Annotated in this window: 22 protein-coding genes, 1 pseudogene and 2 riboswitches; of the genes and pseudogenes, 8 read left to right on the forward strand and 15 right to left on the reverse strand. The window is 51.0% G+C overall.

Annotation, left to right across the window (positions count from 1 at the left end):
- Positions 1-57: 57 nt before the first annotated feature.
- The 11 genes from EDM55_RS20280 to EDM55_RS20330 all read right to left on the reverse strand — a co-directional run bounded on the left by EDM55_RS20280 (position 58) and on the right by EDM55_RS20330 (position 13,566).
- Positions 58-1,545 (reverse strand): class I adenylate-forming enzyme family protein, encoded by a 1,488-nt coding sequence (locus EDM55_RS20280; protein WP_122961234.1) that lies wholly within the window; start codon positions 1,543-1,545, stop codon positions 58-60.
- A 120-nt stretch (positions 1,546-1,665) separates the two neighbouring features.
- Positions 1,666-1,830, reverse strand: a complete 165-nt coding sequence (locus tag EDM55_RS30400) for a hypothetical protein (RefSeq protein WP_170184516.1) — start codon at positions 1,828-1,830, stop codon at positions 1,666-1,668.
- Between the two features lie 147 nt (positions 1,831-1,977).
- Entirely contained in the window at positions 1,978-3,156 is a 1,179-nt protein-coding gene (locus EDM55_RS20285) for an MFS transporter (protein WP_122961235.1), read from the reverse strand.
- A gap of 41 nt (positions 3,157-3,197) precedes the next feature.
- On the reverse strand, positions 3,198-5,294 hold the full coding sequence (locus tag EDM55_RS20290; RefSeq protein WP_122961236.1) for an ABC transporter ATP-binding protein: 2,097 nt from the start codon (positions 5,292-5,294) through the stop codon (positions 3,198-3,200).
- A 21-nt stretch (positions 5,295-5,315) separates the two neighbouring features.
- A complete protein-coding gene (locus EDM55_RS20295) occupies positions 5,316-7,058 on the reverse strand; it encodes an ABC transporter ATP-binding protein (protein ID WP_122961237.1) in 1,743 nt (580 codons plus the stop codon).
- A 240-nt stretch (positions 7,059-7,298) separates the two neighbouring features.
- The gene (locus tag EDM55_RS20305) at positions 7,299-7,862 is read right to left on the reverse strand and encodes a GNAT family N-acetyltransferase (protein WP_122961239.1); all 564 of its coding nucleotides are present in this window, start codon (positions 7,860-7,862) and stop codon (positions 7,299-7,301) included.
- Positions 7,863-8,169: 307 nt separating this feature from the next.
- A complete protein-coding gene (locus EDM55_RS20310) occupies positions 8,170-8,967 on the reverse strand; it encodes an ABC transporter substrate-binding protein (protein WP_092273261.1) in 798 nt (265 codons plus the stop codon).
- Between the two features lie 214 nt (positions 8,968-9,181).
- Positions 9,182-10,222, reverse strand: coding sequence for an S-methyl-5-thioribose-1-phosphate isomerase (gene mtnA / locus EDM55_RS20315; RefSeq protein WP_122961240.1), 1,041 nt, complete (start codon positions 10,220-10,222; stop codon positions 9,182-9,184).
- Entirely contained in the window at positions 10,219-11,448 is a 1,230-nt protein-coding gene (gene mtnK, locus EDM55_RS20320) for an S-methyl-5-thioribose kinase (RefSeq protein WP_092273255.1), read from the reverse strand. Before mtnK ends, mtnA begins: the two co-directional genes overlap by 4 nt.
- Before the next feature lie 216 nt (positions 11,449-11,664).
- Positions 11,665-11,809: riboswitch (SAM riboswitch) on the reverse strand.
- Positions 11,810-11,903: 94 nt separating this feature from the next.
- On the reverse strand, positions 11,904-13,094 hold the full coding sequence (locus EDM55_RS20325; protein WP_122961241.1) for an anti-sigma factor: 1,191 nt from the start codon (positions 13,092-13,094) through the stop codon (positions 11,904-11,906).
- A complete protein-coding gene (locus tag EDM55_RS20330; RefSeq protein WP_122961242.1) occupies positions 13,075-13,566 on the reverse strand; it encodes a sigma-70 family RNA polymerase sigma factor in 492 nt (163 codons plus the stop codon). The genes EDM55_RS20325 and EDM55_RS20330 overlap by 20 nt, the downstream gene beginning before the upstream one ends.
- 195 nt (positions 13,567-13,761) lie before the next feature.
- Positions 13,762-13,866: riboswitch (SAM riboswitch) on the forward strand.
- Between the two features lie 158 nt (positions 13,867-14,024).
- On the opposite strand from EDM55_RS20330, the gene EDM55_RS20335 reads away from it, so the two are divergent.
- The 4 genes from EDM55_RS20335 to mtnD are packed head-to-tail and all read left to right on the forward strand — an operon-like array spanning position 14,025 to position 17,096.
- On the forward strand, positions 14,025-15,239 hold the full coding sequence (locus EDM55_RS20335; protein WP_092273251.1) for a 2,3-diketo-5-methylthiopentyl-1-phosphate enolase: 1,215 nt from the start codon (positions 14,025-14,027) through the stop codon (positions 15,237-15,239).
- Positions 15,236-15,910 carry a 2-hydroxy-3-keto-5-methylthiopentenyl-1-phosphate phosphatase gene (locus EDM55_RS20340; protein WP_122961243.1) on the forward strand — a complete coding sequence of 225 codons (675 nt, stop codon included), beginning with the start codon at positions 15,236-15,238 and terminating at the stop codon, positions 15,908-15,910. The genes EDM55_RS20335 and EDM55_RS20340 overlap by 4 nt, the downstream gene beginning before the upstream one ends.
- A 3-nt stretch (positions 15,911-15,913) precedes the next feature.
- Entirely contained in the window at positions 15,914-16,570 is a 657-nt protein-coding gene (locus tag EDM55_RS20345) for a methylthioribulose 1-phosphate dehydratase (protein ID WP_122961244.1), read from the forward strand.
- Between the two features lie 13 nt (positions 16,571-16,583).
- Positions 16,584-17,096 (forward strand): acireductone dioxygenase, encoded by a 513-nt coding sequence (gene mtnD / locus EDM55_RS20350; RefSeq protein ID WP_092273241.1) that lies wholly within the window; start codon positions 16,584-16,586, stop codon positions 17,094-17,096.
- A 51-nt stretch (positions 17,097-17,147) separates the two neighbouring features.
- Here the strand turns inward: mtnD and EDM55_RS20355 are convergent, their stop codons facing one another.
- From EDM55_RS20355 to EDM55_RS20365, 3 genes are read right to left on the reverse strand one after another with little or no spacing between them, the layout of a single operon-like run.
- A complete protein-coding gene (locus tag EDM55_RS20355; protein WP_122961245.1) occupies positions 17,148-18,263 on the reverse strand; it encodes a Ger(x)C family spore germination protein in 1,116 nt (371 codons plus the stop codon).
- Complete coding sequence (locus EDM55_RS20360; protein ID WP_092273235.1) at positions 18,260-19,360, reverse strand: GerAB/ArcD/ProY family transporter; 1,101 nt, start codon at positions 19,358-19,360, stop codon at positions 18,260-18,262. Before EDM55_RS20360 ends, EDM55_RS20355 begins: the two co-directional genes overlap by 4 nt.
- Positions 19,357-20,898 (reverse strand): spore germination protein, encoded by a 1,542-nt coding sequence (locus EDM55_RS20365; protein WP_092273494.1) that lies wholly within the window; start codon positions 20,896-20,898, stop codon positions 19,357-19,359. The genes EDM55_RS20360 and EDM55_RS20365 overlap by 4 nt, the downstream gene beginning before the upstream one ends.
- 159 nt (positions 20,899-21,057) lie before the next feature.
- On the opposite strand from EDM55_RS20365, the gene EDM55_RS20370 reads away from it, so the two are divergent.
- The 4 genes and pseudogenes from EDM55_RS20370 (at position 21,058) to EDM55_RS31120 (ending at position 24,148) form a co-directional block, all read left to right on the forward strand.
- Positions 21,058-21,915 (forward strand): endospore germination permease, encoded by an 858-nt coding sequence (locus EDM55_RS20370; RefSeq protein ID WP_170184534.1) that lies wholly within the window; start codon positions 21,058-21,060, stop codon positions 21,913-21,915.
- A 313-nt stretch (positions 21,916-22,228) separates the two neighbouring features.
- Positions 22,229-23,373 (forward strand): annotated as a pseudogene (locus EDM55_RS20375) (spore germination protein).
- A 2-nt stretch (positions 23,374-23,375) separates the two neighbouring features.
- On the forward strand, positions 23,376-23,963 hold the full coding sequence (locus EDM55_RS20380; RefSeq protein WP_246071151.1) for a Ger(x)C family spore germination protein: 588 nt from the start codon (positions 23,376-23,378) through the stop codon (positions 23,961-23,963).
- A complete protein-coding gene (locus EDM55_RS31120; RefSeq protein WP_246071150.1) occupies positions 23,912-24,148 on the forward strand; it encodes a Ger(x)C family spore germination C-terminal domain-containing protein in 237 nt (78 codons plus the stop codon). Before EDM55_RS20380 ends, EDM55_RS31120 begins: the two co-directional genes overlap by 52 nt.
- A gap of 54 nt (positions 24,149-24,202) precedes the next feature.
- Here the strand turns inward: EDM55_RS31120 and EDM55_RS20385 are convergent, their stop codons facing one another.
- On the reverse strand, positions 24,203-25,981 hold the full coding sequence (locus EDM55_RS20385) for an acyl-CoA dehydrogenase FadE (protein WP_092273232.1): 1,779 nt from the start codon (positions 25,979-25,981) through the stop codon (positions 24,203-24,205).
- Between the last annotated feature and the right edge of the window lie 41 nt (positions 25,982-26,022).

Consider the following 26,022-nt stretch of genomic DNA (forward strand, 5'->3'; position numbering starts at 1 on the left):
AAAATAGCCTGTTCCGATTGGACGCATTGCCATTTCGGACAGGCTCTTCTTTTTTCGCTACTGTTTTAGCAAGTGCTTCATGACCTTCCCAAGGCCATTGACCGGCAAGCTGCTCACAAAAACGACCTCAGGGATTTTATAAGCTGCCAGCTTCTGGCGGCACGCTTCCACGATCTCCTCTTCCGTCAAAGGGCTTCCCTGCTTTTTGACCACATAGGCGCGTGGGACCTCTCCCAACGTTTCATGAGCGACTCCTACTACAGCCACTTCCATGACATCCGGAATATGGTCGATCAAATCCTCGACTTCGATCGGATATACGTTGTCCCCACCGACCAGGATCATTTCCTTATAGCGCCCGGAAATGTACAAAAAGCCTTCCTCATCCAATCTTCCTGCATCCCCCATGTGATACCAGCCATCGATCAGCACTTTGGCTGTCGCTTCCGGGTTATGCAAATATCCTTTGAAAAGATAGGGACTTTTGATCGCCACTTCCCCTACCTGCCCTGCTGGCACTTCTTCCCCCGTCTCGGGGTCCAGAATCTTCACCTGCACATCGAGGAACGGCCTCCCTACAGAATCGACGTACTCCATGCCCATGATCGGATGCCAGCCGCTCACAAACGCTGCTTCTGTACTGCCGTATCCCTGGGTCATAGGAATCCCCAGCTCCAGGAACCTCCGAATCAGCGCAGGAGAAGCTTTTGTCCCTCCCGTGGAAACGAATTTCAGGGAGCTGATGTCCCACTCCTTTCGTTCCAGCTCCCCCAGCAAATAGGAGTAGACAGACGGGAAGGCAAACATCGACTGAATCTTTTCCGCTTCAATCGTCTTTAGAATCGATGTGGTATCCCCATCTGCGAGCATGACCATCGTGTTTCCGTTATAGACATTGTAAAAAATCAGTGACGTGCTGCTCATATGAAACAGTGGATGCACTGCCAAAAAACGGGCATGCTCTGTTCGCGCACGACTCCTGCTCAAATACGTATCGTAGCAGCCGTGAGAGATCATGCATCCTTTTGGCGTCCCTGTTGTCCCTGATGTGAACAAAATGACGGCGAGATCATCCCCTGTCATAGCTACCTTCGGCAAAGGCTCCATTGACTCTCTCGTGAAGATTTCAACATATTCATTGGCCATTTCCAGTCCATTTCCCGCTATGACCAGCCTTTCGACTAACCCTTGCTCACGGATCAATGCGACGGCTTCTTCAAAGTCTTGATCGTAAAACATGAGCTTGGGCTTCGCGATTTGCAAAATGCCCGCCAGCTCAAAGCCGGTCAACCGCCAGTTCAACGGGATCGCTACCGCACCGATTTTCATGATCGCAAGCAAGATCGTCGGATACGGATGATCGTTCTTGCACAGAATCCCGACCAAATCTCCTTTTTTTAATCCTGCGGCCACCATAAAGGCTGCTAGCTGATTGGTGCGTTCATCCAGCTCCTTATACGTAAACGTGCAGGAAGCCGAAACAATGGCTTCGATCTCTGGCGATTTTTTGGCGCTCTCCTCTAAATACTGGTGCAGGGTTCCCATTGCATTGCCTCCCACCGTCCATCCGGATATGTTCTCCTTTACTATGTGCCGATTTCATGCCTAGAAAACTTGGCCCCAACAAAAAACTCCCCCAAGCATCGGGAGAGTTTTTTGCCTTGTCTATTGCACCGTTACTTTAGTGCCAGCAGGAGCGGGCGGCGTCGGGCTGTCATCGGAAAAGAACGGAATAAGCACCAGACTGATCACGAAAAACAAGATCCAAACGAGACCCCGCTTAAAAACAGACGGAGTAAGCATCGGGTCAACCCCTTCCAAACTTTGCAATCTTACTATTCCTATTCTTACGCTTCCCACCCCTGTGCCCGTTTATTCTTTCTTCCCCTTTTTTCTGCTATTTTTTTGCAATAGGACGAGCTTTTCTACAAAAAAGGCGCCTTCCTCCGGGAGAAAGACACCCTCTTGCGTGTTCCTTTACTTTTCCAGCGGCAATGGAACCTGCTGCTTCTGTGCTGTGCCTCTGCTGGCCGCCAGACAAGCGGCAGCAAACACCAGCAAAGAGGCTCCCATCAGCCAAAATATCGTCCACGGCTCCCACCATTCCATCAAGACACCATTTACGTTGGGAGCGAGGATGCTTGCTGTGCCAAAGTTGATCGCTGCGATGATCCCTGCAGTCGGTACCATGGAAGCCGGCAAAATGTCAGCGGCAAAAGCCAGACCCAGTGAATAAAAGGACCCGACTGCCGCTCCCGCGATGGCGAGCAGCAGCATCATGAACCATACGTTTTCGCCCGACAACGGGAACAGGAAAAAGGCAATTCCCCCGATGATGGCACAGACGGTCATGACTCGTTTGCGCCCCAGTCGATCGCTCAGCGTCCCCAACGGCATTTGCAGCAAGATACTTCCCACGACAAAGGATGGAAGGATAATCGATACCCACTCGAGGGAAATACCCGTGCGCAATGCGTAAACCGGAAAGCTGCCGTTCAGGGATGTCTCCATAAACCCGTATAAAAAGGATGGAATCAAGGCCAGCCAGCCGATTCGCAATACGGTTGCGTACTTGTTTTCCTTCTTTTCCGTCTGGATAATCACTTCCGGATAATCGTTTTTCATCCGTGCGAGCAGGAAAAAACCTACCGCGTACAAGATGAGCAGCATTCCAAACGGCACCCACAGTCCAAGCGGCAGCAGATTCAAGCCCAGAGGCCCTGCGCTGAAGCCTACCCCGTACGCCAATCCATAAGCGGAGAGATCGCGTCCACGGGTTTCTGGGGAAGATATTTTCGTAACCCACATTTGGCTGGAGTAGTGCAAGGCAGAGTCGCCTACCCCCATCAGAAAACGAAGCACAAACCAAACCGCCAAGTGAGAAAAAAGCGGGATCAGCGCAGTCGCTATGGTCACCAAGACCAGACCACAAATAATCGTTGTACGATAGCCAAGCTTTCGTAGCGGAATCTCCATAAATGGCGAAATCAAAACCATCCCGATATACAGGGCTGCTGCATTGAGCCCGTTTACCAGGGAAGAGATGCCCTGTTGTTCTAGCAATACTGCCAGTAGTGGAATCGATAATCCCTGGCTCAATCCAGCAATCGCTACCACTAAAATCAACACCCAAAAGGTGTATCGCGAGGCTGACATCGGTGTTGATCTCCTCTCTATCTGTAATCGCTCTCCGTTCCCTATCCCTTCATTGTAACGGATGCATGGCCCAGCTGTAGCTGGTACATTTTTTGATACAAGCCATCCTGTGCCATCAGTTCTTCATGCGTTCCCCGCTCAACGACCTCTCCTCGAGACAGCACCAGGATCTGATCCGCATGCTGGATCGTCGACAAGCGATGGGCGATGATAAAAGTCGTACGTCCGCGCGACAGGACATGCAAGGCCTCCTGAATCGCCGACTCCGTCTCGCTGTCGATGCTCGCAGTCGCCTCATCCAGGATCAAAATGGCTGGATCCGCTGCCAAGGCCCGGGCAAAGGAGATGAGCTGACGCTGACCTGCCGAGAGGGTCATGCCTCGTTCTACCACTGGCTCGTCATACCCGCCCGGAAGCTGGCGGATAAACTCGTCGGCCCGCACAGCCTCTGCTGCATTTCGAACGACCTCGTCTGTGATGGCCTCGTTGTACATGCGAATATTAAAGCCGATGCTGCCCGTAAATAAAAACGGGTCCTGCAGCACCAGTCCCACATGCTGTCGCAATGCCTGCGTATCAATCTCGCTCATGTCCTTGCCATCGATCAAAATCTTGCCATTCGTGACGGCATAAAAACCGAGCAGCAGGTTCATCAACGAGCTTTTCCCCGAGCCCGTATGGCCAACCAAAGCAATCGTCTGCCCAGGCTTCGCCGTGAACGAGACGTTCTTCAGCACGTATTCGTCCCCTGTGTAGGCAAACGATACTTGATCAAAGACGACTTCTCCCTTTGGCCGTTCAATGGGCTGATTGGGTGTACCTTTTTGTATCTCCTGCTCCGTATCGAGGATGTCGAATACACGTTTTGCCGAGATCGTGGCTTGCTGTAGCTGCGAGAGCCGGTTCATGATCATATTGATTGGCTCGAAGAAACGTCCCATGTAATCGACGAAAGCGAATAAGGCCCCAAAGGAAATGGCGCTGTGGAAAGAGGTCGATCCGTAATACCAGACGATCAGTGTCAGTGTTACCTTCCAAATCAGATCGACGGCAGGTCTGAGCAGCAGCGACTCGATGTTGTTCTCCTTCAGCTTCACCTTGAAATACTCTTCGTTCACATCCGCAAACTCCTGCTGGACGCCTTTTTCCCGTCGGAACGCTTGAACAATCGCCATATTCTGGATCATCTCGTTAATCGTCGCATTCATGTCGCTGAGCCTTGCACGAATAATCGCGTAATAGCGAGAGCTGTATCTATGGTAGACCATGACAAGCACCACCAGCACAGGCACGGTCAAAAAGCTGATCAAGGCAAGCTCGGGCTGCAAAATGTATAGTGCCACGAGAATCCCGACCAAGTAAATGCCGTTTTGTACAAAGGTAGCCAGCACGCTGACGTACAGCTCGCGAATCGCCTCGGTATCATTGCTGACACGGGAGACGAGCGAACCAACCGGCGTCTTGTCAAAAAAGGAAACCGGCAGCTTTTGCAAATGGATGAACAGCTTCATCCGCATCTGCTGAATGATGCGCTGTGCGATCGTTTGCAGCGCTAAAATCTGAACGTAGTTAAACCCGGCCGAGAGCAAAATGAGCACGCCGTAGCTTACAGACAGCCAAATAATCGGCGAAAACTCGCTTTGATACATCGACTTTACTTCCTCAGCTGTCAGACGAACCCCTGTCAAAGTCGTGCCCGTTCCTTCTGTTCCATCGTTTGTGACTACTTCTACTCGTTCACGACCATTTTCTGCAGGTAAAGCTGTCATCTTCTTCTCCGCATTGGGGTTCACAGCCCCATGTACGAGATAATAGGTGGTTCCTTCCGCCAGTATGCTCACCGGTTTCGCCTGTGTAGCTTGTGGGCTCACACCTGCCTCTTGGAGCAAATCCTGCCGTACGTAGTACTTGCCGTCCACCGAAACCGCTACATTCGCAGCGGCCTTTGGAAGCTCTCCGTATTCATACCAAGGCTTTTGTATCGCGAGAATGTGATTGTCGATCAGCACCTTCGCCAAAAATGGGCCCGCCAGCTCTGCACTGGTGCCAAGCAAGAGCAAAAGCAGCGCACCGAAAATCTGTTTCCGAAACGGTTTCGCAAAATCAACCAGCCGTTTCCCTACCTTTTGCCCGCTCATGAACGGCTCTCCTCCCTGTCCCTAACCGGCGACATCCTGCTCCATCTGCTGACGTCTGAACTGCTCTGCATACCAGCCGTTAATTTGCATCAGCTCTTCGTGGGTACCTCTTTCGATGATTTTCCCCTCGTCCAGCACGAGAATGAGTTGGGCATGCTGAACCGCTGAGAGTCTGTGCGCCGTGATGATGGTTGTTTTACCGGCTCTCTCCTGACGCAAGTGACGCAGGATGCTTTCTTCTGTTCGCGCATCGACTGCCGACAGGGAATCATCCAAAATCAAAATATCTGCATTCAATAGCAAAGCTCTGGCAATGGAGATCCGCTGTTTTTGCCCGCCAGATAGCGTCACTCCCTTTTCCCCAACCATCGTTTCCACGCCGTCCCTGAACTGCAACAGGTCGCTTCCCATCTCTGCCAGCTTCAGCGCATTCAACAGCTCCTCTTTGGTAGCCCCTGGTTTGCCAAACGCCACGTTTGCCGCGATACTGCGCGAAAAGAGCAAGTGCTCCTGTGGAACATAGCCGATCTTCTCCCGCAGGGCAGTTAAGGACATGGACTCAATCGGCACTCCGCCGATGAAAAGCGAGCCTGCCTCCATCTGATATTGATGCAGGAGCGAGCGGCAAAGCGTTGATTTCCCGCTGCCTGTGCGTCCGACAATGCCGAGTGTCTCTCCTTCTCGAAGCGTAAAGGTCACGTCACGCAGTGCTGGTTTATCCGTCCCTTGGTAGGTAAAGGAAAAATGGCGCGCCTCGACGGTATTGGACACCACCGAGGTGACCGGGTGCTCTTGCTCCGCGACATCAGGCTCCTCCACGAACAGCTCCGACAGACGCTTCATGGATGCTCCCCCACGCTGAAGCACATTGACCAGCCAGCCAAAGGCAAACATCGGCCAGATCAAAAGCCCTAGGTACAAATTAAACGCTACTAGGTCACCGAGGGAAATGGCACTGGTAATGACGAGATACGTTCCATAGCCCAGCCCGATCAAAAAGCTGAAGCCAATTATGATGGCGATGGTTGGCTCGAACAAGGCGTCGATCCTCGAGACGCTCACGTTTCGTTCCAGCGTTTTTTCGCTCACACGGCGATAGGCTTCCACGTCCGCTTTCTCCTGAACAAAGGCACGCAGTACCCGTACTCCGGAAACTGCCTGCTGGACGTGGTCATTCATTTCACCAAATGCTTCCTGCGCCAAGTAAAAGCGCTCATGCAAAAGCCTGCCGTAATAAGCAGTCGACCAAGCCAAAAAAGGCATCGGAATCAAGGCTGCCAGCGTGAGCTTCCAGTCGATGGCGGTCAGCATCACAACGAGTGTCAAAAGCGTCATAAACAGCGAATCTACCAGCGTCAGCACGCCAGTACTCGCAGTCTGTTCAATATTGGGTATGTCGTTGGTGGCTACCGCCATCAGGTCACCGCTCCGCTTTCGGTTGTAAAAAGAAGGCGTCATTCGGGTCAGATGTGAGAAGAGCCTCTCCCGCAATGTCTTTTCCAAGATTAACGCCCCGCCATTCAAAAGATACCGCCACATGTAGCGCATCCCGTACAGTAGAACGCCCAGTCCCAATAAGATGAAGACTGTTTTCGTCAATTCAGTGCCCGTCAACGTACTGTTCCGAATGGAGTCCACCGTATTTCCGATCAATCGCGGCGGCAGGAGAACAAGAATGTCAATGAGAAACAAAAAGGCGATACCAAATGCATATCGCTTCCAATGAGCCTTAAAAAACCAAGATAATTGCCGCAGTGTCCGCACGTCTTTCACCTCTTCTCGCAAGCAACCTCTGCATCGATTGCCTCTTTTCCGCTACGTAAGAAAACCTCTATCGAGGCCTGTTCAAGGAGGAGCGACCGCGTTTTAGCGGAAAGTTTCCATGCGCTCCAGAATTCATAAGCATTACGCTTATAAATTCCTACACGTAGAAAAAAGGGGGCTGCTTTTACGACAACCCCTCTTCCTTTCTCCATCGTAATTTACTGAATTTTCCTTGTCAATCTAGCTTTTTTTCTGGGCAAGATTCTTCCATTCAGAGCGCAGCAAGCTGTAGACCGCATGATCGACGAAATGATCGTACAAATACTCGTTTCTACGCAGAACGCCCTCCAGCTGAAACCCCAGCCTTTCTGGAATGGATCTGCTTTTGTAATTTTCGGTAGCGGCCATGATCGTGATTTTTTCCAGACCCCACGAGGTGAAAACGAGCTGATCCGTATAAGCGGCAACTGCCGTCGTCATTAAGCCGTTTCCTTGGAATTGTGCACCCAGCCAGTAGCCAAGCGTTGTCTTTTTATTGATCCAGTCGATATTATGAACACCCAACGTCCCCGCCAAGCGTCCTTTGTACCAGATGCCATAGTGTGTTCCTTGATTGTTGTTGTGCTGGTTGATCGTCATCTGGATAAACTGCGCCGTATCCTCGACGCGCTTCGTATAATCCAGCCATGGCAGCCATTCCCGTAAATAGGGACGATTGGTATCTGTCAGCCAAAACATCTCCTCAGCATCTGCCAATTCCAGTTGTCTGAGCACTGCATCCTCTGTCATACGAATTCGTCTCATATGCTCCCCTCCTAGCCCGTCTCTTTATTCGGTCGATTCTGTCTTTTGTTCTTACGCTCGATTATGGGACAGGGCCATTCGTTTGGCAAGATTCTGCGTGTGCATATGATAAAGACTCCTATGACAAGAAAAACCTGACATTCCGCAAGTAAAGAGCTACGGTCAGTACCGCGGCGACGGGCAATAAAAAGCGGCTATCTCAGACTTTATCTACAAGTCTACGATAGCCGCTTCTTATTCATCTGTCTCTTATGCCTCTGGCAGTTCCTCTTGCTCCGTGCTTTGCGGCTCCGGAATTTCACTTCCATTAATAAAGACATGCGGGATGATCGCTGCTTTCAAGGAAGCGGCCACCGGGCAACGCTTTGTTGGCTGCGAATTCGACGTACTGATCCTTTTCATATTTCACGAGTGTGAAGGCTCCGTTGGTTACGTTCGGGTTTTGCATAAAGGGATGCTTCACCAGCTCCTCAGGCTTCACATCCTTGAGAACGTGCTTGGGCAGTGCCTTGAACTTCATACCGAACTGCTCCTTGATCATGTTCGGATCCGTTGGGTTTTTGGCACGCAGCTCAAAGGTTTGCGCATCGACGATCTTCAAGCCCGATATTTCCGTCTGCCCCTCTGGCAGCTTCCCGTCTGGTCCGACTCCCTCTAGAAAAGCAATCGATGAGCCAAGCGTAGACTCGACCTTCGGGTTGGCGATCAGCGCAAGTGTATAAGCCACGTCCTCCGTCGTAACAGCAGTGCCATCCGTCCACTTGGCATTCGGATTCAGCTTGACCGTATAGGTTTGCTTATCTGTCGTATCAAAGGACTCGGCAAGCTGCGGCAAAAATTGCAGTGGCTCGATCCGATTGATCAAGGGTTCAAATAGCAAAGTACCCAGCTCTGCCGAAGACAAGTCCCGGGAGCTGATCAGGGGATTAAAAGAGATCGGCGGATTAAAAACACCGATGCTGACCATTTTGGCGCTGGATTTTTCCTCCGCTGGCTTTTGATCGGTTGAAGCTGGCTTGGCTGTTTCCCCGGAAGAGGAGCATCCGCTCACCATTACTGTTAAAGAAACAAGTACGGCAACTACTGGCTGTAGCAACTTTTTCATCCCTGTCTTCCCCCTGTATGTTTGCTATTTGTATCTTTATCTTTAATCAAATTAATCATATGTAATTAATCGGATTTAATCTTTGATACTACTATAATACAGATATCCGCAATGTCAATCACTTCCTTAATCTATTCGCAAACCGAGCTTCGCTACTCCTTTGCAACAAAAACACCTACCTCCATGCATGGAAGTAGGTGTCTCTCTATTGAAGCTATTTTTTGCTGTTGCCGATTTCCTGCGGCTTGAATATGCCGGTTTCGGTCACGATTGCCGTAATGTATTCGGCCGGCGTCACATCAAATGCCGGATTGTACACTTTGATGTTGTCCGGAGCTACCTGTTTGCCCAAGCCGTGGGTAATTTCTTCGGCTGGACGCTCCTCGATCGGAATATCCGCACCTGTTGCGGTTTCCAGATCTACCGAGGAAAGTGGGGCTGCCACGTAAAACGGAATGCCATGCGCTTTCGCCAAAACAGCAACGCCATAGGTCCCGATCTTGTTTGCCACGTCCCCGTTCGCCGCCACACGGTCAGTTCCGACGATAACGGCTTCCACTTTTCCTTGTGCCATTACCATCGCCGCCATGTTGTCGCAGATCAGCGTGACATCGATTCCTGCCTGCTGCAGCTCGAATGCCGTGAGACGAGCACCTTGGAGAACCGGGCGAGTCTCATCCGCGTATACTTTCAGATCCCATCCGCGCTCTTTTGCCAAATAGAATGGCGCAGTCGCCGTTCCGTATGCAGCTGTTGCCAGCGCACCAGGATTGCAGTGTGTGAGAATGCCCATGCCATCATGCAGCAAGGTCAGCAAATGCTCACCGATCGTCCGGCATACTTCCGCATCTTCGCGCTGGATCGCCAGTGCCTCATCGAGAACCGCCGCCTTCAGCTCGTGGGTCGCCTTGTCGCCTTCTTGCTGGATCCGCGCCTTGATGCGGTCAAGTGCCCAAAACAGGTTGACCGCAGTCGGGCGAGACGTTCCCAAATATTCTGCCGTTGCCAACAAATCCTTGGCAAACGCTTCGCTCGTAGCCGCTTCGCTGCCCCGAACACCAAGGTACAGTCCATAAGCTGCAGCCATGCCGATCGCAGGCGCTCCGCGTACCTGCAGGTGGCGAATGGATGCCCATACTTCTTCTGCAGTAGTCAGTGTCAAATAAACGGTTTCTACAGGCAATCGCGTCTGGTCGAGCAGGACGAGAGCATCATCCTCCCATTTGACTGGCGCGAGTTGTGTACTTGTTGTCATACGGTCGTTGCCTCCTGATAAAATCTTGCTGTTACGGTGCGGACGAGGTCCGTAATGTCCGTGGACTCCTCCAGATTGTGGCGTCCGAGGATCAGTGCTTCCCCGATAGCGAGTGCCAAGCGCTCAGCTTCGGCACGAACTTGAACGTCCTCGATGCTGTTCAAGTCAGCGACACCAGCCAATCCGATCACGCGGCGCAAAATTTTGCAGCCTGCAAAGCCTGCGGTATCCTGGATCAGACGGTTCACATAGCTTTGCCACAGGCCTTCCACATGTGCGCTGCGCTCTTTTGCCTGCTTGTGCCAAAGCTGCACAAACTGGGAGACGAATTCATTCCAGACATCCTCCACCGTTGTCAGCAAGTATTCGCGATACGATTCGCGTTCTCCTTGGTCTTTTTGCAATCCGTGCTGACCTGCGTAGTTGAGCAGCAGGTTGGCAATGACTGCACCGATGTCAAAGCCGATCGGTCCGTAGTAAGCAAACTCAGGGTCGATCGCTTTCATGCTGGTCGGTGTGATGAAGATGCTGCCGGTATGCAGGTCTCCGTGCAGCAGCGCTTCTGCTCGAGTGAGGAAGTCAAATTTCAGCTTTGCGATTTCCAGCTTGAGCGGCTTGTTTTCCCAGATTGCTTCGACTTCCTTTTGAATCAAAGGATTGAAGTCGTTCGTTGGCGCATTTTCATAAGGATCAGTAAACACCAGATCTTCCGTAATTTTGCACAATTCCGGATTCAAGAATGTTCCGACGAGCGCTTTTTTATCGTACGGGCTGGCCCCCAAATCAGAGGTGTAGAATAGCGTGTGCGCGAGGAATTTCCCAATCTGCTTGGCGAACAGCGGGTAGCGATTGCCCTCGATCAAGCCTTTGCGCATGATGATATGGTCACCCACGTTTTCCATGACGGTCAACGCCAGCTCTTGGTCAAAGTGATACACTTCCGGTACGAGATCCGGTACGTATTTGTGCTGGAGACGGAGTGCCTCGCTCTCGATGCGCGCACGGTCTACCGTCAGTGGCCAGGACTCCCCTACCACGCGAGCATAAGGAAGAGCTTGCTTCACGATCACGCTTTTTCCTGTCGCTTCCTCTCGAATGTCAAACACCAGATTGAGGTTGCCGTCACCAATCTCACTGCTGACTAGCGTAGCTCCCTCGGTAAAAAGCCCTGGCAATGCTTTCACGTACTCCACTGCTTCCTGTTCTGTCAATGCACGGTATGCCATGATTCCTGTCTCCCCTTTGCCGATTTTTGTCTATTTCCAGTAGGCTGGTCCAAGCGATGTCATATTAGAAAACTTGGCTCCGCCAAGCTTTGCGGTGGAGCCATAGTTGCACTTATACTGGCTAAGAATCTTATAAATTCTTACTGTACAAAAAGACCTCTTTTCCCGAAGAAAAGAGGTCGCGATCGTCACGTATAGAGAAACGTGCCCTTGTCCCCCTTATCTTCCAGACTACTTTTGTTTCTGCAGGAATTAGCACCGTGCACGTCGCCTATGCATCAGTCGTCTCGAACGTCTGAAAAGCGTCGTGTCGGTTGCCGGGTATCATCGGGCCAGTCCCTCCACCTTCTCTGGATAAGGTATCCAACGTATGCAGTTTTGAATTTAGTTTGAATCATACATTCCTCTACCTGATGCTGTCAACACCCTTTTTCAGCAAAATATGCTTCCAGCCTTCACCAGTTAAGCTGTGTCCCCGATGCAGCAGGCCGTTCCCAATTCCACCAATCCACTTTCCCGAGAAATGCAGCGGTTATCGCTTTCTCTGCCTCAAGCTTAAGCAATTCTTTCGTTGGTCCGGTTACGACGGCCCCGTAAATCCGAACCCCTTTTTCCTTGAGATAGGCATAGCGCTCTTCCACTTTCGGATCACTGCGAGAAAGGATTCCCCGGCCGATCTCACGCGCCAAACTCCCATGCTCGGATAGATACTTCATCTCCGCAAGATACGCTGCTGCTCGTCGGTCTCCCTCTCCATTCACCTGAATGGGAGCATTGCCGTAATCCAGCCCGCGCTCTGCATACCCCCAAACCTCCCCTGCCGAGAGCAAAAGATTTCCGTCCTGCTCACGTTCTTTTGCCTCTACTCCTGTATCTACCGCGAACCAAAGGGTATCCAGATTGTACTCGGGTACGTGCTTCGAAATCAGCTTGATGTACTCCTCGTATGTCATCGGTCGATCAAAGGATATTGCCAGCTGACTCACCGTTCCCTCGTGCAGCTTGCTCATCGTATTCCAGGCAGGTGCGCGCAGGTAATCTGTATCTTCACGTGTCATCGCCTCCTCAGTCGGATAGCGGAAAAACAGCTTCGTTTCCCTGACTCCATTTGCCCATTTCGGCTCCGCTCGGACGCTCCACAAGAAGTTTGTACTCTCCACATAACCAACATTTTGCTGTTCAGCCCCTACTTGTTCACGCAGCTCCATCTGAATCTGACCATAGAGCAACCCAACCTGAGAACCGCTGCTACCCGTGCTGACTCCTGGCTGGGTAAAATTGATGATGTCTTCTGTGACCTTGAATTGATCTTTATACACCCACATTCCGACCCAGCCATTGACCAGGAGCAAGAGCGCCCCTATCAGGAAAAAGATGACAAACGTAAAAGCAGAGTTGGTAAAACGCATTTTCCACTTTCCCCGGGTAAGAATAGCCCGCTGCTGTTTTTCTGTTAAGGAAAAGGGGGCAGGCGTCTCTTGTCCTTTGTCCGGCACTCCCAACAGAAGGTGTTCGAGCCGCTCCGCATATTCCTCGTCATCTGTCACCTCATTACGGAGATTCCGTACGTCTTGCTCATCGAGTTCTCCTCGCAAATAGGCCAGCAGCATTCGTTCTCTGCTATCTTCATCGAATTTGTTCGTCATCGACCTCATCCCTCCACATCCTGCGCATCTTTTGCCGCCCACGGAACAGCGAACGCTTCACATCGGTCGTATCGATTCCCAGCACCTCGGCAATTTCGGCATAGGAAAACTGCATGGCAGACAGCAAGATTGCCTGCTTCTGCTTTTCCGGTAACCGCTCCAAAAAGAGATGGGCAACCTCCCACATTTCCTTGTTTACCAGCGAATCTGCCGGATCGACTGCCGACTGATCCATTTGTTCCGGCATTTGCTCAACAAAGTAAAGCGGCCGCTTGACCTGCTTGCGATGCCAATCTACAAAGGCGTGATACGCTACTTTAAACAGCCACGGCCTTACTTTTTCCGAGCGAAATTCGTCCAGTGACGAAAAGGCACGGAAAAAAGTATCCTGCGTCAAATCCTCTGCCTGCCTCGCATCCCGTGTCAGCCGGAAAAGATAGCGATATATATCGTTTACGTGCAGGCCGTACACGTCCTCCAAGCCTACTTTCCCAACCCTTCCACACCCTTTCGTTACTTACCACGCATTTCGTTGGAAAAAGTTTCATCCCGCTTTCAAAATACCTATATCCGATATGCAAACTCGGCAAAAAATAATTTGACTACCGCATCTGATCGCCTTATCATAAAGCTATCGCACATGCTGTTCTAGCGTGTAGCCTCATAACTCTTATCGCGAGCTGGCTGAGGGACTGGCCCTATGATGCCCGGCAACCGGCGCTATTCTATGTTTACTAGAAAGCGAAACGGTGCTAATTCCAACGGATAAGAGTCGAGATTTAGGATATTGTTTTCCTTTGCCTCGACTACGAACCCGAGAGATGAGAGGAGACGAAGACGTTCTGATAGTCGACAACCGCCTCCCTGATCGCTGGGGAGGCTCTTTTTATTTTCTCACATCACCGTTTTTAAGGAGGATTAGTCCTAGCAATGAGTGAGCACCGTATCCTCGTCACCTATTTGACACAAGCCAAAGACTTGAACAAAAAAGCAGAATCGATCGCAGTCGGTATGACTGTCGGTTCCTGGACGGAATTGCCTGCGGCCAAACAAGCCGAGCTAAAGCCATATCTGGGCGAAGCAGTAAGCGCAACTCCGCTGGAAACCTTGGAGAACGGAGAAACGCGCGGCCTGATTACCGTCAGCTATCCGACTCGCAACTTTACCAACGACATTCCTTCCTTGTTGACAGGCATTTTTGGGAAGCTCTCCATGGATGGCAAGATTAAGCTGGTCGATGTCGGCTTTCCTGAGTCATTTTTGGGAACGTTCCCTGGTCCAAAATACGGCATTGACGGGCTGCGCAATCGCCTGGACGCCCACAACCGTCCGCTCTTGATGAGCATTTTCAAGTCCTGCCTGGGACTGCCTTTTGATGATCTGAAAACCCAGTTTCGCGCACAAGCATTGGGCGGCGTAGATCTGGTCAAAGATGACGAAATTTTCTTTGCGGATGAACGCGCTCCGTTCCTGGAGAGAATCAAGGCGTTTAAACAGATCGCGATCGAAACGGAAGCAGAAATCGGCAAGCCTGTGCTCTACGCGGCCAACCTGACAGGTCCGGTAAACGAGCTGAATGAAAAAGCTAAGCGCGCCATTGACGCTGGAGCCGACTGCCTCCTGTTCAATGTCCTGGCTTTTGGCTTCGACGCTTTGCACCGCCTGGCAGCTGATCCAGATGTACACGTTCCGATCATGGCGCATCCAGCTTTGGCTGGTGCTTACTATCCATCGCCGGATTACGGGATTGCGACTCCGCTTTTGCTCGGGAAGCTGATGCGGATTGCTGGCGCTGACCTAGTGCTCTTCCCATCTCCATACGGAAACGTTGCGCTGAACAAGACAGAGGCGCTGCAGCTGGCTGAAAACTTGACGGCACCTCTCGAAGGCATCCGTCGTTCGTTCCCAGTCCCATCTGCCGGTATTCATCCGGGACTCGTGCCGCAGCTGTTCGCTGACTTTGGTCTCGATCAGATCGTCAATGCAGGTGGCGGAATTCACGGTCACCCAGGTGGTGCGACTGCAGGGGCAAAAGCTTTTGTTGCCGCCACCCTGGCAGTGACCGCTGGTAAAACGCTGCAGGAAGCGGCCGAGGGTTCCTCTGAGCTGGCTGTCGCGCTCGAAAAGTGGGGTGGCGGACGATGAGTAAAAAGCTCGTTCTCTTCTGCGATTTTGACGGAACCATCACGGAAAAAGACAACATCGTGGCGATTGTCCGCAAGTTTGCTCCACCCGAGTGGGAAGCCTTGACCGAACAAATCCTTTCGCAAAAAATCAGCGTGCAGGAAGGGGTCGGAAAGCTGTTCCAGCTGCTCCCCTCCTCTCTGCGCGAGGAAATTATTGACTTCATCGTCAGCGAAGCATCGATTCGCCCTGGCTTTGCGGATTTCGTCCGCTTTTGCCGCGAAGAGGGCATCGAATGGCTGGTGACCAGCGGCGGCATCGACTTCTTCGTCGATCCGATCCTCGCTCCGTTTGATCTGAAGGATGTACCGATCTATTGCAACGGAAGTGATTTTTCCGGCGACAAGATCACGATCACCTGGCCGCACTCCTGTGACGATCACTGCTCCAATGGATGTGGCATGTGCAAAACGACGATCATTCGCCGCTACGATCCTGCCGACTACTACCGCGTGGTGATCGGGGATTCAATCACCGATTTGGCTGGCGCCAAGATCGCCGACTTTGTAATTGCCCGTTCGTTCCTCGCCCAGAGGGCGGAGGAGCTGAATCTGCCACACCGCACGTTTGCCACATTCCATGATGTGATTGCCATCCTACAAGATTTGAAACATCAACAGGAGGTCAGCTGAAACATGTCTGCTACTTTTGAACAACGCTTGGACGCTTTTCGCCGTTTGGACGACGCCAAGCTGACATTTGCTCGCCGGGACTGGTTCCCGGGCACGAGCGGCAACCTTTCAATCAAGGTTGCCAATGACCCGCTGCAATTTGCCGTAACAGCCAGCGGCAAGGACAAAACCAAGCTCTCCCCGGAAGACTACTTGATCGTGGACAGCGATTCCCGACCAGTCGATGAGACCTCACTCAAGCCTTCCGCTGAGACATTGATCCACGCGGTTGTGTACAAGAAGTTTCCACAGGCAGGTGCCTGCTTCCACGTTCATACGGTGTGGAACAACCTGATTTCCGAGCTGTACTTTGGACAGCGTGCTTTCTCCATCCAGGGCCAGGAGCTGATCAAAGGTCTCGGCATCTGGGCGGAAAATGCGAGCATCACCGTTCCGATTGTTGAGAACTTTGCTGATATTCCGACCCTTGCTGCTGCTATCGAGAAGGTCATCACTCCTGATGTACCCGGCGTCCTGATTCGCAACCATGGCATATACGCATGGGGCGGCAATGACTTTGAAGCCAAACGCCATCTGGAAGCCTTTGAATTCTTGTTTGAGTACCACGCCCGCTTGCTGCAGCTGCGACAAGCAGTCGTGTCCCATACCCCCAACAATTAAGGAGGAATTAAAAATGGCACAAATTCGTTTCCACGACAACAACGATCGCATCAGCGCTCCAGAGGAAGTCATCTCCTTCCTGAATACGCAAGAAATCATCTATGAAAAATGGGCACTGGATAATCTGGATCCGAAGCACCGCGACAACTACAGCCCGACTGACGAGGAGAAACAGGAAATCCTCGATACCTTCAAGCCGCAGATCGACGCAATCAGCGAGCGCCGCGGCTACCTGACTGCTGACATCATCGTCCTGTCTGATTTGACCCCTAATCTCGACGAGCTTCTGGTCAAATTTAAAGGCGAGCACCATCATACGGACGACGAGTGCCGCTTCTGCGTAGACGGTCACGGCATCTTCGCGATCAAAGGGAAGGACGGACGATACTTCGACGTTGAGCTTTCGCCAGGTGATCTCATCTCCGTTCCGCCAAACTTCCGTCACTACTTCACCCTGATGGACGATCGCAAAATCAAGGCCATCCGCCTGTTCGTGACTCCAGCTGGCTGGGAAGCGATCTATTAAGAAAAAGGGAAATCACCCCGTTGTCATTTGACCGGGGTGATTTTTTCATGCTTATTTGATGTTTCCATTACCTTTGATATCTACGTGCGTGACAATGTTGACCTTGGCCTGGGAAAAAGCCTGCGTCCATTCATTCTGGACTTTTTTCCACTCGTCATACTCATAGGCGCGGGCATGCAGTCCAAAGCCGAAGGGGTCAATTTTCAGTTTCTGACACTTGAGGAGCAGATCCTGATACTCTGCCTGAATTTCTTTTTCCAACACTGTTCCCATCTTTTTATAATCCTCGTCCATATCAAAAGGGAAAATCCGCTCAGAGATCGATACTCTTAATTTCATATCCACATTAAAATGGAATCTGCCATCTACAAAGCTGGTTTTGACCTTCTTCGATAATCCTTTGACGAAGAAGCTGATGCGTCTTTGAATGGTCTTCTCTGCTCCATCAGAATCTGGATAAGGAAGGCTAATCGAGATTTCACCTCTCTTCCCTTGCAGGAGCATCTGCAGAAAAGCAGTCTCCCTGCCCGTTAAAGCGGTGGCAAATCCCCCTTTCTCCGTCAATAATGCCGTTCCTTCCACCTGTACCTCTTTTACCTTGTTCAGCTTTGTAATGCTTGGAGTGAGTCCTTTTTCGTAAATTTGGCGATGAAGCTCCTGCACACTTGTTTTCACCGTAATATTCCTGCGGTTGGCGGTATCTACCAGCTTTAACAAATGCAGAGCGACTCGCGGTTTCGCTTTTGTCTGCATGTGAAACAGTTCATGTACGGGTCCGTCATAGGCAATCATTCGGGCATTTACACTAAATCGAGCATCTCGATAGACCACATCCATGAGCTGAAACCAATCCGTCGTTTGCAAAAGGCGTCTGCCAACGACAAACAACTGTACTTTTCCCGAGAGGGTCACCCCGGAAACCATTTCGTCAAACCGCTGCCGAGATTCCCTTAACGAGTGGGCTTTGACACCGTTTTCTTCCGACTTCACCTGTGCCTCCCTGCTGAAAACCGGACTGGAGGCGTAAAACAATAGCTCGTTCTTTTCATTCACATCCAAACCAATCATCAAAGTCAGCGTAGCATCCTCCAGATCAATTCGATCCATACATCCTGGCAAGGAAAGTAACAGAAAGAGCGCCAATCCAATGTTCAGGACCTTCCTCATGCTTCCTGCTCCTTAGGCTTTTTTCGTATAAACATCACGGCAGCCGCTAGAACTACCGGGAAGGCATACGCGACCACCAAGCCGACCTTGCCCCACAGCTTAACCAGCTTCTGCATATCACTGAACGATGGCATATAAATAAAGCTAACTACGATGATGAGGAACAAAAAGATATAGAGATGCTTTCTGTGGTCTTGTTTTCCTAGTAATTGTGAGGTGGTAAACACAGTGAACAGCATGTACGGCAAACCCGTCGTGGATAGGATAAACATGTACGATGCTAAGAAAAGGATATCGACCCGCTCGAGGAATCGAAATTCAACGATCTTCCATAAACCGAGAGTAGGCCAGGTGAACTGAGTGATTTCATCAGGGCTGTAAAACCCGAAGCAAAAGAGGGTTACTGACAAATACACCAGCATGGACAAAGTATTTGCCGTCACGATCCCCAGGGCAGCATACTGCTTTTTTTGCAAAAAAGGATACAAAAAGAAAGACAGCTCAAAGCCGACAAAAGACAGGATCGTTGATGGGACCCCTTGAAAAATGGGTGCCCAGCCCTCTCTCAAAACGGGCAGCAAGTGGAGCCAGTGCATATTTCTCCACATCGTCAATAGGACAAGCGGCATCCACAAAGTAAAGTAAAAGACTAATTCGGAGTAACGTCCAAGCACGCGCACGCCGCTTTGAATCACTTGATGCGCCGGTATAATGAACAGCAGCACCACAATATACGCTGGGGTCTGAGGAAGCAGCCAATTATTAATCAGAGCGACGGCATAAGTAAAAACAGTCATAGAGGCGAGAATACAGTACAGGACGATCAAAAAGACTACTGCTTTTCCCAGCCATTTCCCTAACAGCAGCTGTAGAATCTCGATAATCGTCATTTCCGGATATCTGCTCATCGCTTTGGTCAGGATTAAACTGACCATCACGGACACAGCCCAGCCAAGTATGATAGACATCCACCCATCGGTTCCGACGATATTCGCTAGATCCCTCGGCAGAGTTAAAACTCCGATTCCTACCTGCGCCCCATGTATCAAAAAGATATACTGCATGACGGTGATTTCGTTATACGCATACTTTTTCATTTACCATCCCCCTCGGGACGATTCTCTCCCTGCCGCTTCAATTGGCGAGCTCTGGCGCTAACCGGCCTGTTTTTCATATTCCAAAGCGGCACTCTGACAAACAGATCCTTCCAATCGGAGTAACGAGTGGGTGCCAGGGGACTACCATAAGGAACACCCAAAGACTCCAGTGAAATCATATGTCCCATCATCGTCATCAAGCCGATCACAATTCCTACAATCCCAAACATACCCGCCAGCCCCATCATCACGAAGCGAAGCAAGCGCAATGCCGATGCCATATCATAGTTCGGGATGATAAACGAGGCGATCGCAGTAAACGCCACAACGATCACCATGATATTGCTGACGACCCCTGCTTGAACGACTGCTTGACCAATGACGATACCGCCGACAATTCCGACTGTCTGGCCAATGGGTGCCGGCAGCCGTACTCCCGCTTCTCTGAGCATTTCCAGCGTCAGCTCCATCAGCATCGCCTCCAATAGTGGCGGAAAAGGCACACGCTCTCTAGACTCTCCCACAGACAAAATCAAATCAATAGGTATGACCTCGTAGTTGAACGAAACAAGAGCGATATAAACAGCAGGCAAGAAAGTAGCAACCAGAAAGGCCAAATACCGCAGCAAGCGTATAAAGGTTGCCACTGGCCATCTTGTACTGTAATCGTCCACCGTTTGAAAAAACGAGGCAAAAGTGGCGGGACCAACTAAAACACTCGGAGAACGGTCTACGACAACGGCAATTCGCCCTTGCAGCAAATGGGACGCCACGGAGTCTGGTCTCTCTGTGGTAACAAGCTGCGGAAAAGGAGAAAAAGGGTTGTCCTCAATCAACTCTGCCAGTTCTCCTGTATTGATGACTGCATCGATGTTCAGCAGCTTGATACGATCCTCCATTTCCTTCAGAACATCCGGGCTGGCGATGTCTTCCATGTACATGATAGATAACTTCGTTTTCCCCCGCTCCCCCACGCGGAGCTGCTTGATCTTCAGCTCCCGATTCGGGAGATAGCGTCGTATCAGGGCGATATTTTGTATGTCCGTCTCAACAAAACCTTGGTGTGCCCCTTTTAGCGACGCCTCCATCTGCGGGTCTTCTACTGCCCGCTGTGGCCAACCATGCGTCTCTACCACACAGGCTTCGGTCCGCCCCTCGATCAGCAGAACGCTGCTCCCCTGCAAAATCTCAGCTTCCACTGTTTCCATATCGTAGGCATTTGATATCGCACCTACGGAAAGTAAATCTACAATGCTCGTATCTGCGTTTGACGTCGGATTCAGTAGAGGGCGAAGCATGTTATTGTTGATGGAATTTTTGTCGACTAGACCTGACAAGTATACTAGCGCCACTCGCCCCTCGGCGAAATTACTCTCAAATGTGCGTATGATCAAATCTGGAGTCAACGTAAAAATCGTTTGGAGCATGGCAATATTCTCATCCAATCGGTCAGAGATCGGTTGGATGGAGCCCGTGATTGGACGTTTTCCCAACATAGCCAATGCCCGTTTCCTGCCCAGCCATCCTTTCAGACTCATGTATCCACGATCCTCGCGATATTTGGATTTGCTCTCGTTATCGTGGGTGTTTTTTCCCAATAATATGCATTCCGCCTGTGCTCTCCTCCAGCAGATATTGCATAGTTTTCTTGACAAAGCAAATACTGTCAGGGAAATGAACAGGTACCTAGGAGAATTATGAAAAACGGTTTTTCTTTCGCACAAGTGGTCGTCATCCTCATGCTCTCAAACGGTCTTATGAATCATTTCATCGTCATCCCTATGATGCTAGATGTAGCCAAAAGGGACGCGTGGATTTCTGTCCTTCTGTCAGGTGCGCTTTATCTGCTCTGGATCGGAATCCTCTATTTTGTCTATCAAAAAACGCAGAAGGATCACCTTCTACGTTGGATAAAGGACCGATTTGGATCCGTCGTGTACGTGCCGATTGCTCTTCTGCTCTCGCTCTATTGCTTTTTGAATGCCACCGTGACGATGGAGGATACGGTAACGTGGATTAGCCTGTCGTTTGCTCCGGAGACACCCATTTTTGTCCACTCCATTATTTTTGCGAGCCTCTGTCTAGTGAACGCCTTGCTGGACATTCGGTCCATTGCCATGATGTCCAGCATCCTTCTGCCGGTAGTGGTCGTTTTGGGCTTTTTCGTCATGACCACCAATTTCCAGCACAAAGATTACAGCTTCCTTTTGCCGATCATGGAAAATGGCTTCTCTCCGGTGTCACAAGGCATGCTCTACGCGGGAGGCGGCTTTGCTGAACTGATTTTATTCCTTCTTCTGCAGCACCATTTGAAGACGAAAATTTCTTATCTGCAGATCATTCTGCTCGGAGTTACGATGATCGGGCTAACACTGGGGCTACCATTGGCGCCGTTGTGGAGTTCGGACCTATGGAAGCTGCGAAATTGCGCTATCCCGCATACGAAGAGTGGCGACTGGTCAATATCGGACTGTATATCGAGCATTAGGATTTCCTCAGTATTTTCCAGTGGTTCAGCGGTGCGTTTATTCGTGTATCGCTCTTTCACTACCTGATTGTCGAATTGCTCATGATACCCCAGGGTCCACGACGCAAATGGTGGCTCTTCGGCCTGTTCAGCCTCTCTACGGTCATTACTGTGCTCCCGTTGAGTGACATCCTTTTTTATCGTCTGCTTTCTTCTTATTTTCTGCCCACTTTATTCATGATCGCTTTGTTTCTTTCCATCGTGCTCGCTTTTCTGACAGCCCTCGCTCACAGGAGGAAACATCATGAAGAATCCTAGATTTCAAAAGGTGAAAGGGGTCTCTCCAGCAGTTTCGGGGTCAAAGGATCCCACGGAAATAGACGAGCTCTCCAAATTTGCTTTTGTTCTTTGAGAATCTCCAAGCTGTCTACTATATTGAGACTGGCAGTGCCCCCAAACGCGAGCCTGAGGAACCGAATTCCGACGTATCCATACGCGGTCCGCGCGACGGCTTTACGGAAGAAGTCAGCACCAATCTCGCTTTGATTCGCAAGCGTTTGAAGACGTATCAGCTAAAATATGTGCCGTATATCATCGGTACCCATACACATACTTGTGTCGGACTTTTATATCTCAAGGATCAAATCGACCCGCTGCTCTTGGAGGAAATCAAAGACAAGATTGATTCGCTGCACAGCAAAGGAATTATCAGCGGGCTTCAAGCGGAGGAACAGCTATCAAGCACCCCGTTTACACTGCTCCCTGAATACCAGTACACAGGCAGACCGGATTACGTATGCACGGCTCTGCTCAAAGGTCGGTTTGCCGTGTTAATCGACGGCTCTCCCACCGCCCTGGTCGGGCCCGTCAACTTCTCTATGCTGCTGAACGCCGCAGAGGACACGAATACCTCCGTATTTACGGTCGTGTTTGTTCGTATCATTCGCATGGTGAGCGTAGTCATGGCCTTGTTCTTGCCTGGCTTCTGGGTAGCGCTCGTTACTACCACCACGACCAGCTCCCGTATACGCTCATCGCGACGATCATCATGTCGCGCCAAGGCGTTCCGCTGCCAGCTGCTCTGGAGGTTCTGCTGATGGTGCTCTTGTTTGATCTGTTTAAAGAAGCCGGGCTGCGCCTGCCGCTTGCGATCGGGCAAACACTCTCTGTAGTCGGCGGACTCATTGTCGGTCAGGCAGCGATTTCTGCAGGACTGACCTCATCGGGAAGCCTCGTGATCGTCGCTCTCTCCGTCATGGCTACTTTTACCCTGACGAACCAGCATGTCGTTGGTACGATCAGCATCTTGCGGATCATCATCCTCCTTATTTGTTCGCTGCTCGGCATGTTTGGCTACATGATGGCTCTTTTGGGGACTGTTCTGTACTTCGTGAACAAGCGTTCCTTTGGCTTGTATTATTTGAGCCCGATCACCCCAACCTACTGGTCCGACCTGCTTCGGATGCTATTTCGTACGCCTTGGCGCAAGGTAGAAAGCCGCCCCCAAATGCTGGATGATCCTGCTCGAAACGAGGTGCAGGAATAGGCATGCTTCCCCTGCGCCTGGTCATTGTCCTATTGCTATCATCGTTTCTTATGGGCGGCTGCTGGAATGCGCGGGAAATCGAGACGATGAATTACATCAATGCGCTCGGCGTGGACTATGTAAACAACAAAGTCATCGTCCACGCCCAAATCCTCAGCTTTACCAATATCGCCAAAATGGAGGCAGGCGGGCAGCAAACACCGGAAACAGTGGCTACCGTAAAGGGAGAGGGAGAGAATTTTTTGACTGCCGTATTTCAGATTTACCCCTCCTCCCAGCAACGCTTGACCTGGAGCCATATGAGGGCACTCGTGTTTACGGAGGAGGCGATCCGCCATGGTCTGGTGGATCAAGTCTTGGATGAAATGGACCGCTACTACGAGTTTCGCTACACCCTGTGGGCCTACTCTACACACGAAGCGATGGTTGAGCTTTTCCATGCCAAACCGCTTTTTCACATTTCCGTCCTCTACTCGCAATTAACCGATCCAGGGGACATTTCGGCCAAACCGGACCTGTGGAAGAAATCGCTAGAGAAGTGGAAAAAACGATCGCGACGGACATCAAAAGCCTTTTTGAGAAAGGGCTGAAGCAAAACATCGACACGCTGCAGCTCGGTCATACCCTCTACCGGAAGAATCCACAGGTATGGAAGCGATACGCCGTTCAAGACCGCCTGCCACTCACGCCCGCATCCCTGGAATCAGTGATCGTCAACGTCTCGATCGAAAATGGCGGCCTGGCTAAGGTCAAGCAAAAGCGCAAACAAAAATAATTAAAGAAGGAGCGAGGGAATAGTCCCCCGCTCCTTTTGCACAACTACATCTGCCTACAGGACGTAACCGCCCGCTTCAATGACGCGGTCCGCAATCGCCCGTTTCAGATGTACAGTATTGACTGGCGTGCGTCGTGTCAGCTTTTTCAAAATAGACAGTCGCAGACGCAGGTCGTCTCCTTCTTCCATAGCGGCAAGTGCTTCTTTTGCCCAAGCCTCTACGCGATCAAACGCCTCCTGTACATACCCGACAGTCAGATCCAGCTTTTGCTGTTCGTTTTCCAGCCCGCCCGCTGCAATTGCTTTTTCCGTACGCTTCACGACGCTGTCCATTGCGTACAGCTCGATCAGCATGTCTGCCGCGAATGCCAGCAGCTCCTGCTCTTTGGAGATCGCTTGCTGGTACTTCATCAGCGCAGAGCCTGCCACCATCAGGATGATTTTGCGCGTCATATCGAGCAGGTGCTTCTCGGCAGCCAATGGCGCATCCTCGATTTCCTGCGGATAATAGCTCATCAGCTCCTGCTGCAGAGTCGCCGCCGCTTGCAGCAGTGGCAGCTCGCCCTTCATCGCCTTTTTCACCAGCGTATCTGGGATCAGCAGGCGGTTGATTTCATTGGTTCCTTCGAAAATGCGGTTAATCCGGGAATCGCGATACATGTTTTCAATTTCATACTCGGACATGAAGCCGTATCCACCGTGGATCTGGACGCCCTCATCCACGCAGTAGTCCAGCACCTCTGTAGCGAACACTTTGTTGATAGAGCACTCAATCGCATAATCAGCGATCGCCTTCGCTACTTCCTGGCCTTCGTCTACCTTTTCCCCCAACCGGCTCAAAGCGGTGTCGAACATCCCTACAGTGCGGTATACGGAGCTTTCCGCCGCATAGGTTTTCAGCGCCATGTTCGCCAGCTTGTTTTTGATCAAGGTAAAGTTGGCGATCGGAGTCTTGAACTGCTTGCGATCTTTTGCATAGCTCGTCGCGATGCTCAAAGCATGCTTCGCCGAACCAACTGCACCGACCGCCAGCTTGTAGCGTCCTACGTTCAAGATGTTAAAAGCGATGACATGACCTCTGCCTACTTCACCCAGCACGTTTTCCACTGGAACGGCTACGTCTTGCAAAATAACCGTGCGGGTCGAGGAGCTCTTGATTCCCATTTTCTTTTCTTCGGCACCAAAGGAAACACCCGGGAATGTCCGCTCTACGATAAAGGCAGTAAATTTCTCCCCATCGACTTTCGCATACACGATGAACACGTCCGCGAAGCCTGCATTCGTAATCCACTGCTTCTCACCGTTGAGAAGGTAATGCGTGCCGTCAGCCGACAGAGTCGCCGTCGTTTTTGCCCCCAGAGCGTCCGAGCCGGAGCCTGGCTCTGTCAGGCAATACGCAGCGATGCGAGCACCAGAAGCGAGGTCTGGCAGATAGCGCCGCTTTTGATCGTCATTCCCGAAGTAAACGATCGGCAAAGAACCAATTCCGACGTGCGCCCCATAGCTGAGTGCAAATCCACGAGCCAGCGCGAACTTCTCCGTCACCAATGCGGTGCTCACCTTATCCAGTCCGAGCCCCTCGTATTTCTCAGGCACATCGCCCGCTAAAAGTCCCAGCTCTCCTGCTTCCTTCAACAGACGTACAGAGATATCAAAATGGTGGTTCTCCAGCTCTTCCAGATGCGGGCGCACTTCGTTGTGGATGAAGTCCTCAGTCGTCTTGGCGATCATCTTTTGCTCTTCGGTATACTCTTCTGGAACAAACACATCATCTGCCGAACCTGCATCAATCAGAAAGCTTCCACCACGGATCAATTCTTTTGTATCTGCCATTTGCAAAGACCGCTCCTTTATGAAATGTTAGGGTAATTGAA

The organism is Brevibacillus centrosporus, assembly GCF_003710815.1.
In the GTDB taxonomy this organism is placed as follows: domain Bacteria; phylum Bacillota; class Bacilli; order Brevibacillales; family Brevibacillaceae; genus Brevibacillus; species Brevibacillus centrosporus.

Excerpts from the sequence above, each read along its gene's own strand:
- EDM55_RS20345 (WP_122961244.1), top strand. The coding sequence starts at position 15,914 with ATGTCTGCTACTTTTGAACAACGCTTGGACGCTTTTCGCCGTTTGGAC.
- EDM55_RS20340 (WP_122961243.1), top strand. The coding sequence starts at position 15,236 with ATGAGTAAAAAGCTCGTTCTCTTCTGCGATTTTGACGGAACCATCACG.
- mtnK (WP_092273255.1), bottom strand. The coding sequence starts at position 11,448 with ATGGCATACCGTGCATTGACAGAACAGGAAGCAGTGGAGTACGTGAAA.
- EDM55_RS20385 (WP_092273232.1), bottom strand. The coding sequence starts at position 25,981 with ATGGCAGATACAAAAGAATTGATCCGTGGTGGAAGCTTTCTGATTGAT.
- EDM55_RS20335 (WP_092273251.1), top strand. The coding sequence starts at position 14,025 with ATGAGTGAGCACCGTATCCTCGTCACCTATTTGACACAAGCCAAAGAC.
- EDM55_RS20370 (WP_170184534.1), top strand. The coding sequence starts at position 21,058 with ATGAAAAACGGTTTTTCTTTCGCACAAGTGGTCGTCATCCTCATGCTC.
- mtnD (WP_092273241.1), top strand. The coding sequence starts at position 16,584 with ATGGCACAAATTCGTTTCCACGACAACAACGATCGCATCAGCGCTCCA.
- EDM55_RS20310 (WP_092273261.1), bottom strand. The coding sequence starts at position 8,967 with ATGAAAAAGTTGCTACAGCCAGTAGTTGCCGTACTTGTTTCTTTAACA.
- mtnA (WP_122961240.1), bottom strand. The coding sequence starts at position 10,222 with ATGACAACAAGTACACAACTCGCGCCAGTCAAATGGGAGGATGATGCT.
- EDM55_RS20325 (WP_122961241.1), bottom strand. The coding sequence starts at position 13,094 with ATGACGAACAAATTCGATGAAGATAGCAGAGAACGAATGCTGCTGGCC.
- EDM55_RS20290 (WP_122961236.1), bottom strand. The coding sequence starts at position 5,294 with ATGAGCGGGCAAAAGGTAGGGAAACGGCTGGTTGATTTTGCGAAACCG.
- EDM55_RS20305 (WP_122961239.1), bottom strand. The coding sequence starts at position 7,862 with ATGAGACGAATTCGTATGACAGAGGATGCAGTGCTCAGACAACTGGAA.
- EDM55_RS20380 (WP_246071151.1), top strand. The coding sequence starts at position 23,376 with ATGCTTCCCCTGCGCCTGGTCATTGTCCTATTGCTATCATCGTTTCTT.
- EDM55_RS20355 (WP_122961245.1), bottom strand. The coding sequence starts at position 18,263 with ATGAGGAAGGTCCTGAACATTGGATTGGCGCTCTTTCTGTTACTTTCC.
- EDM55_RS20365 (WP_092273494.1), bottom strand. The coding sequence starts at position 20,898 with ATGAGTCTGAAAGGATGGCTGGGCAGGAAACGGGCATTGGCTATGTTG.
- EDM55_RS20360 (WP_092273235.1), bottom strand. The coding sequence starts at position 19,360 with ATGAAAAAGTATGCGTATAACGAAATCACCGTCATGCAGTATATCTTT.
- EDM55_RS20280 (WP_122961234.1), bottom strand. The coding sequence starts at position 1,545 with ATGGGAACCCTGCACCAGTATTTAGAGGAGAGCGCCAAAAAATCGCCA.
- EDM55_RS20285 (WP_122961235.1), bottom strand. The coding sequence starts at position 3,156 with ATGTCAGCCTCGCGATACACCTTTTGGGTGTTGATTTTAGTGGTAGCG.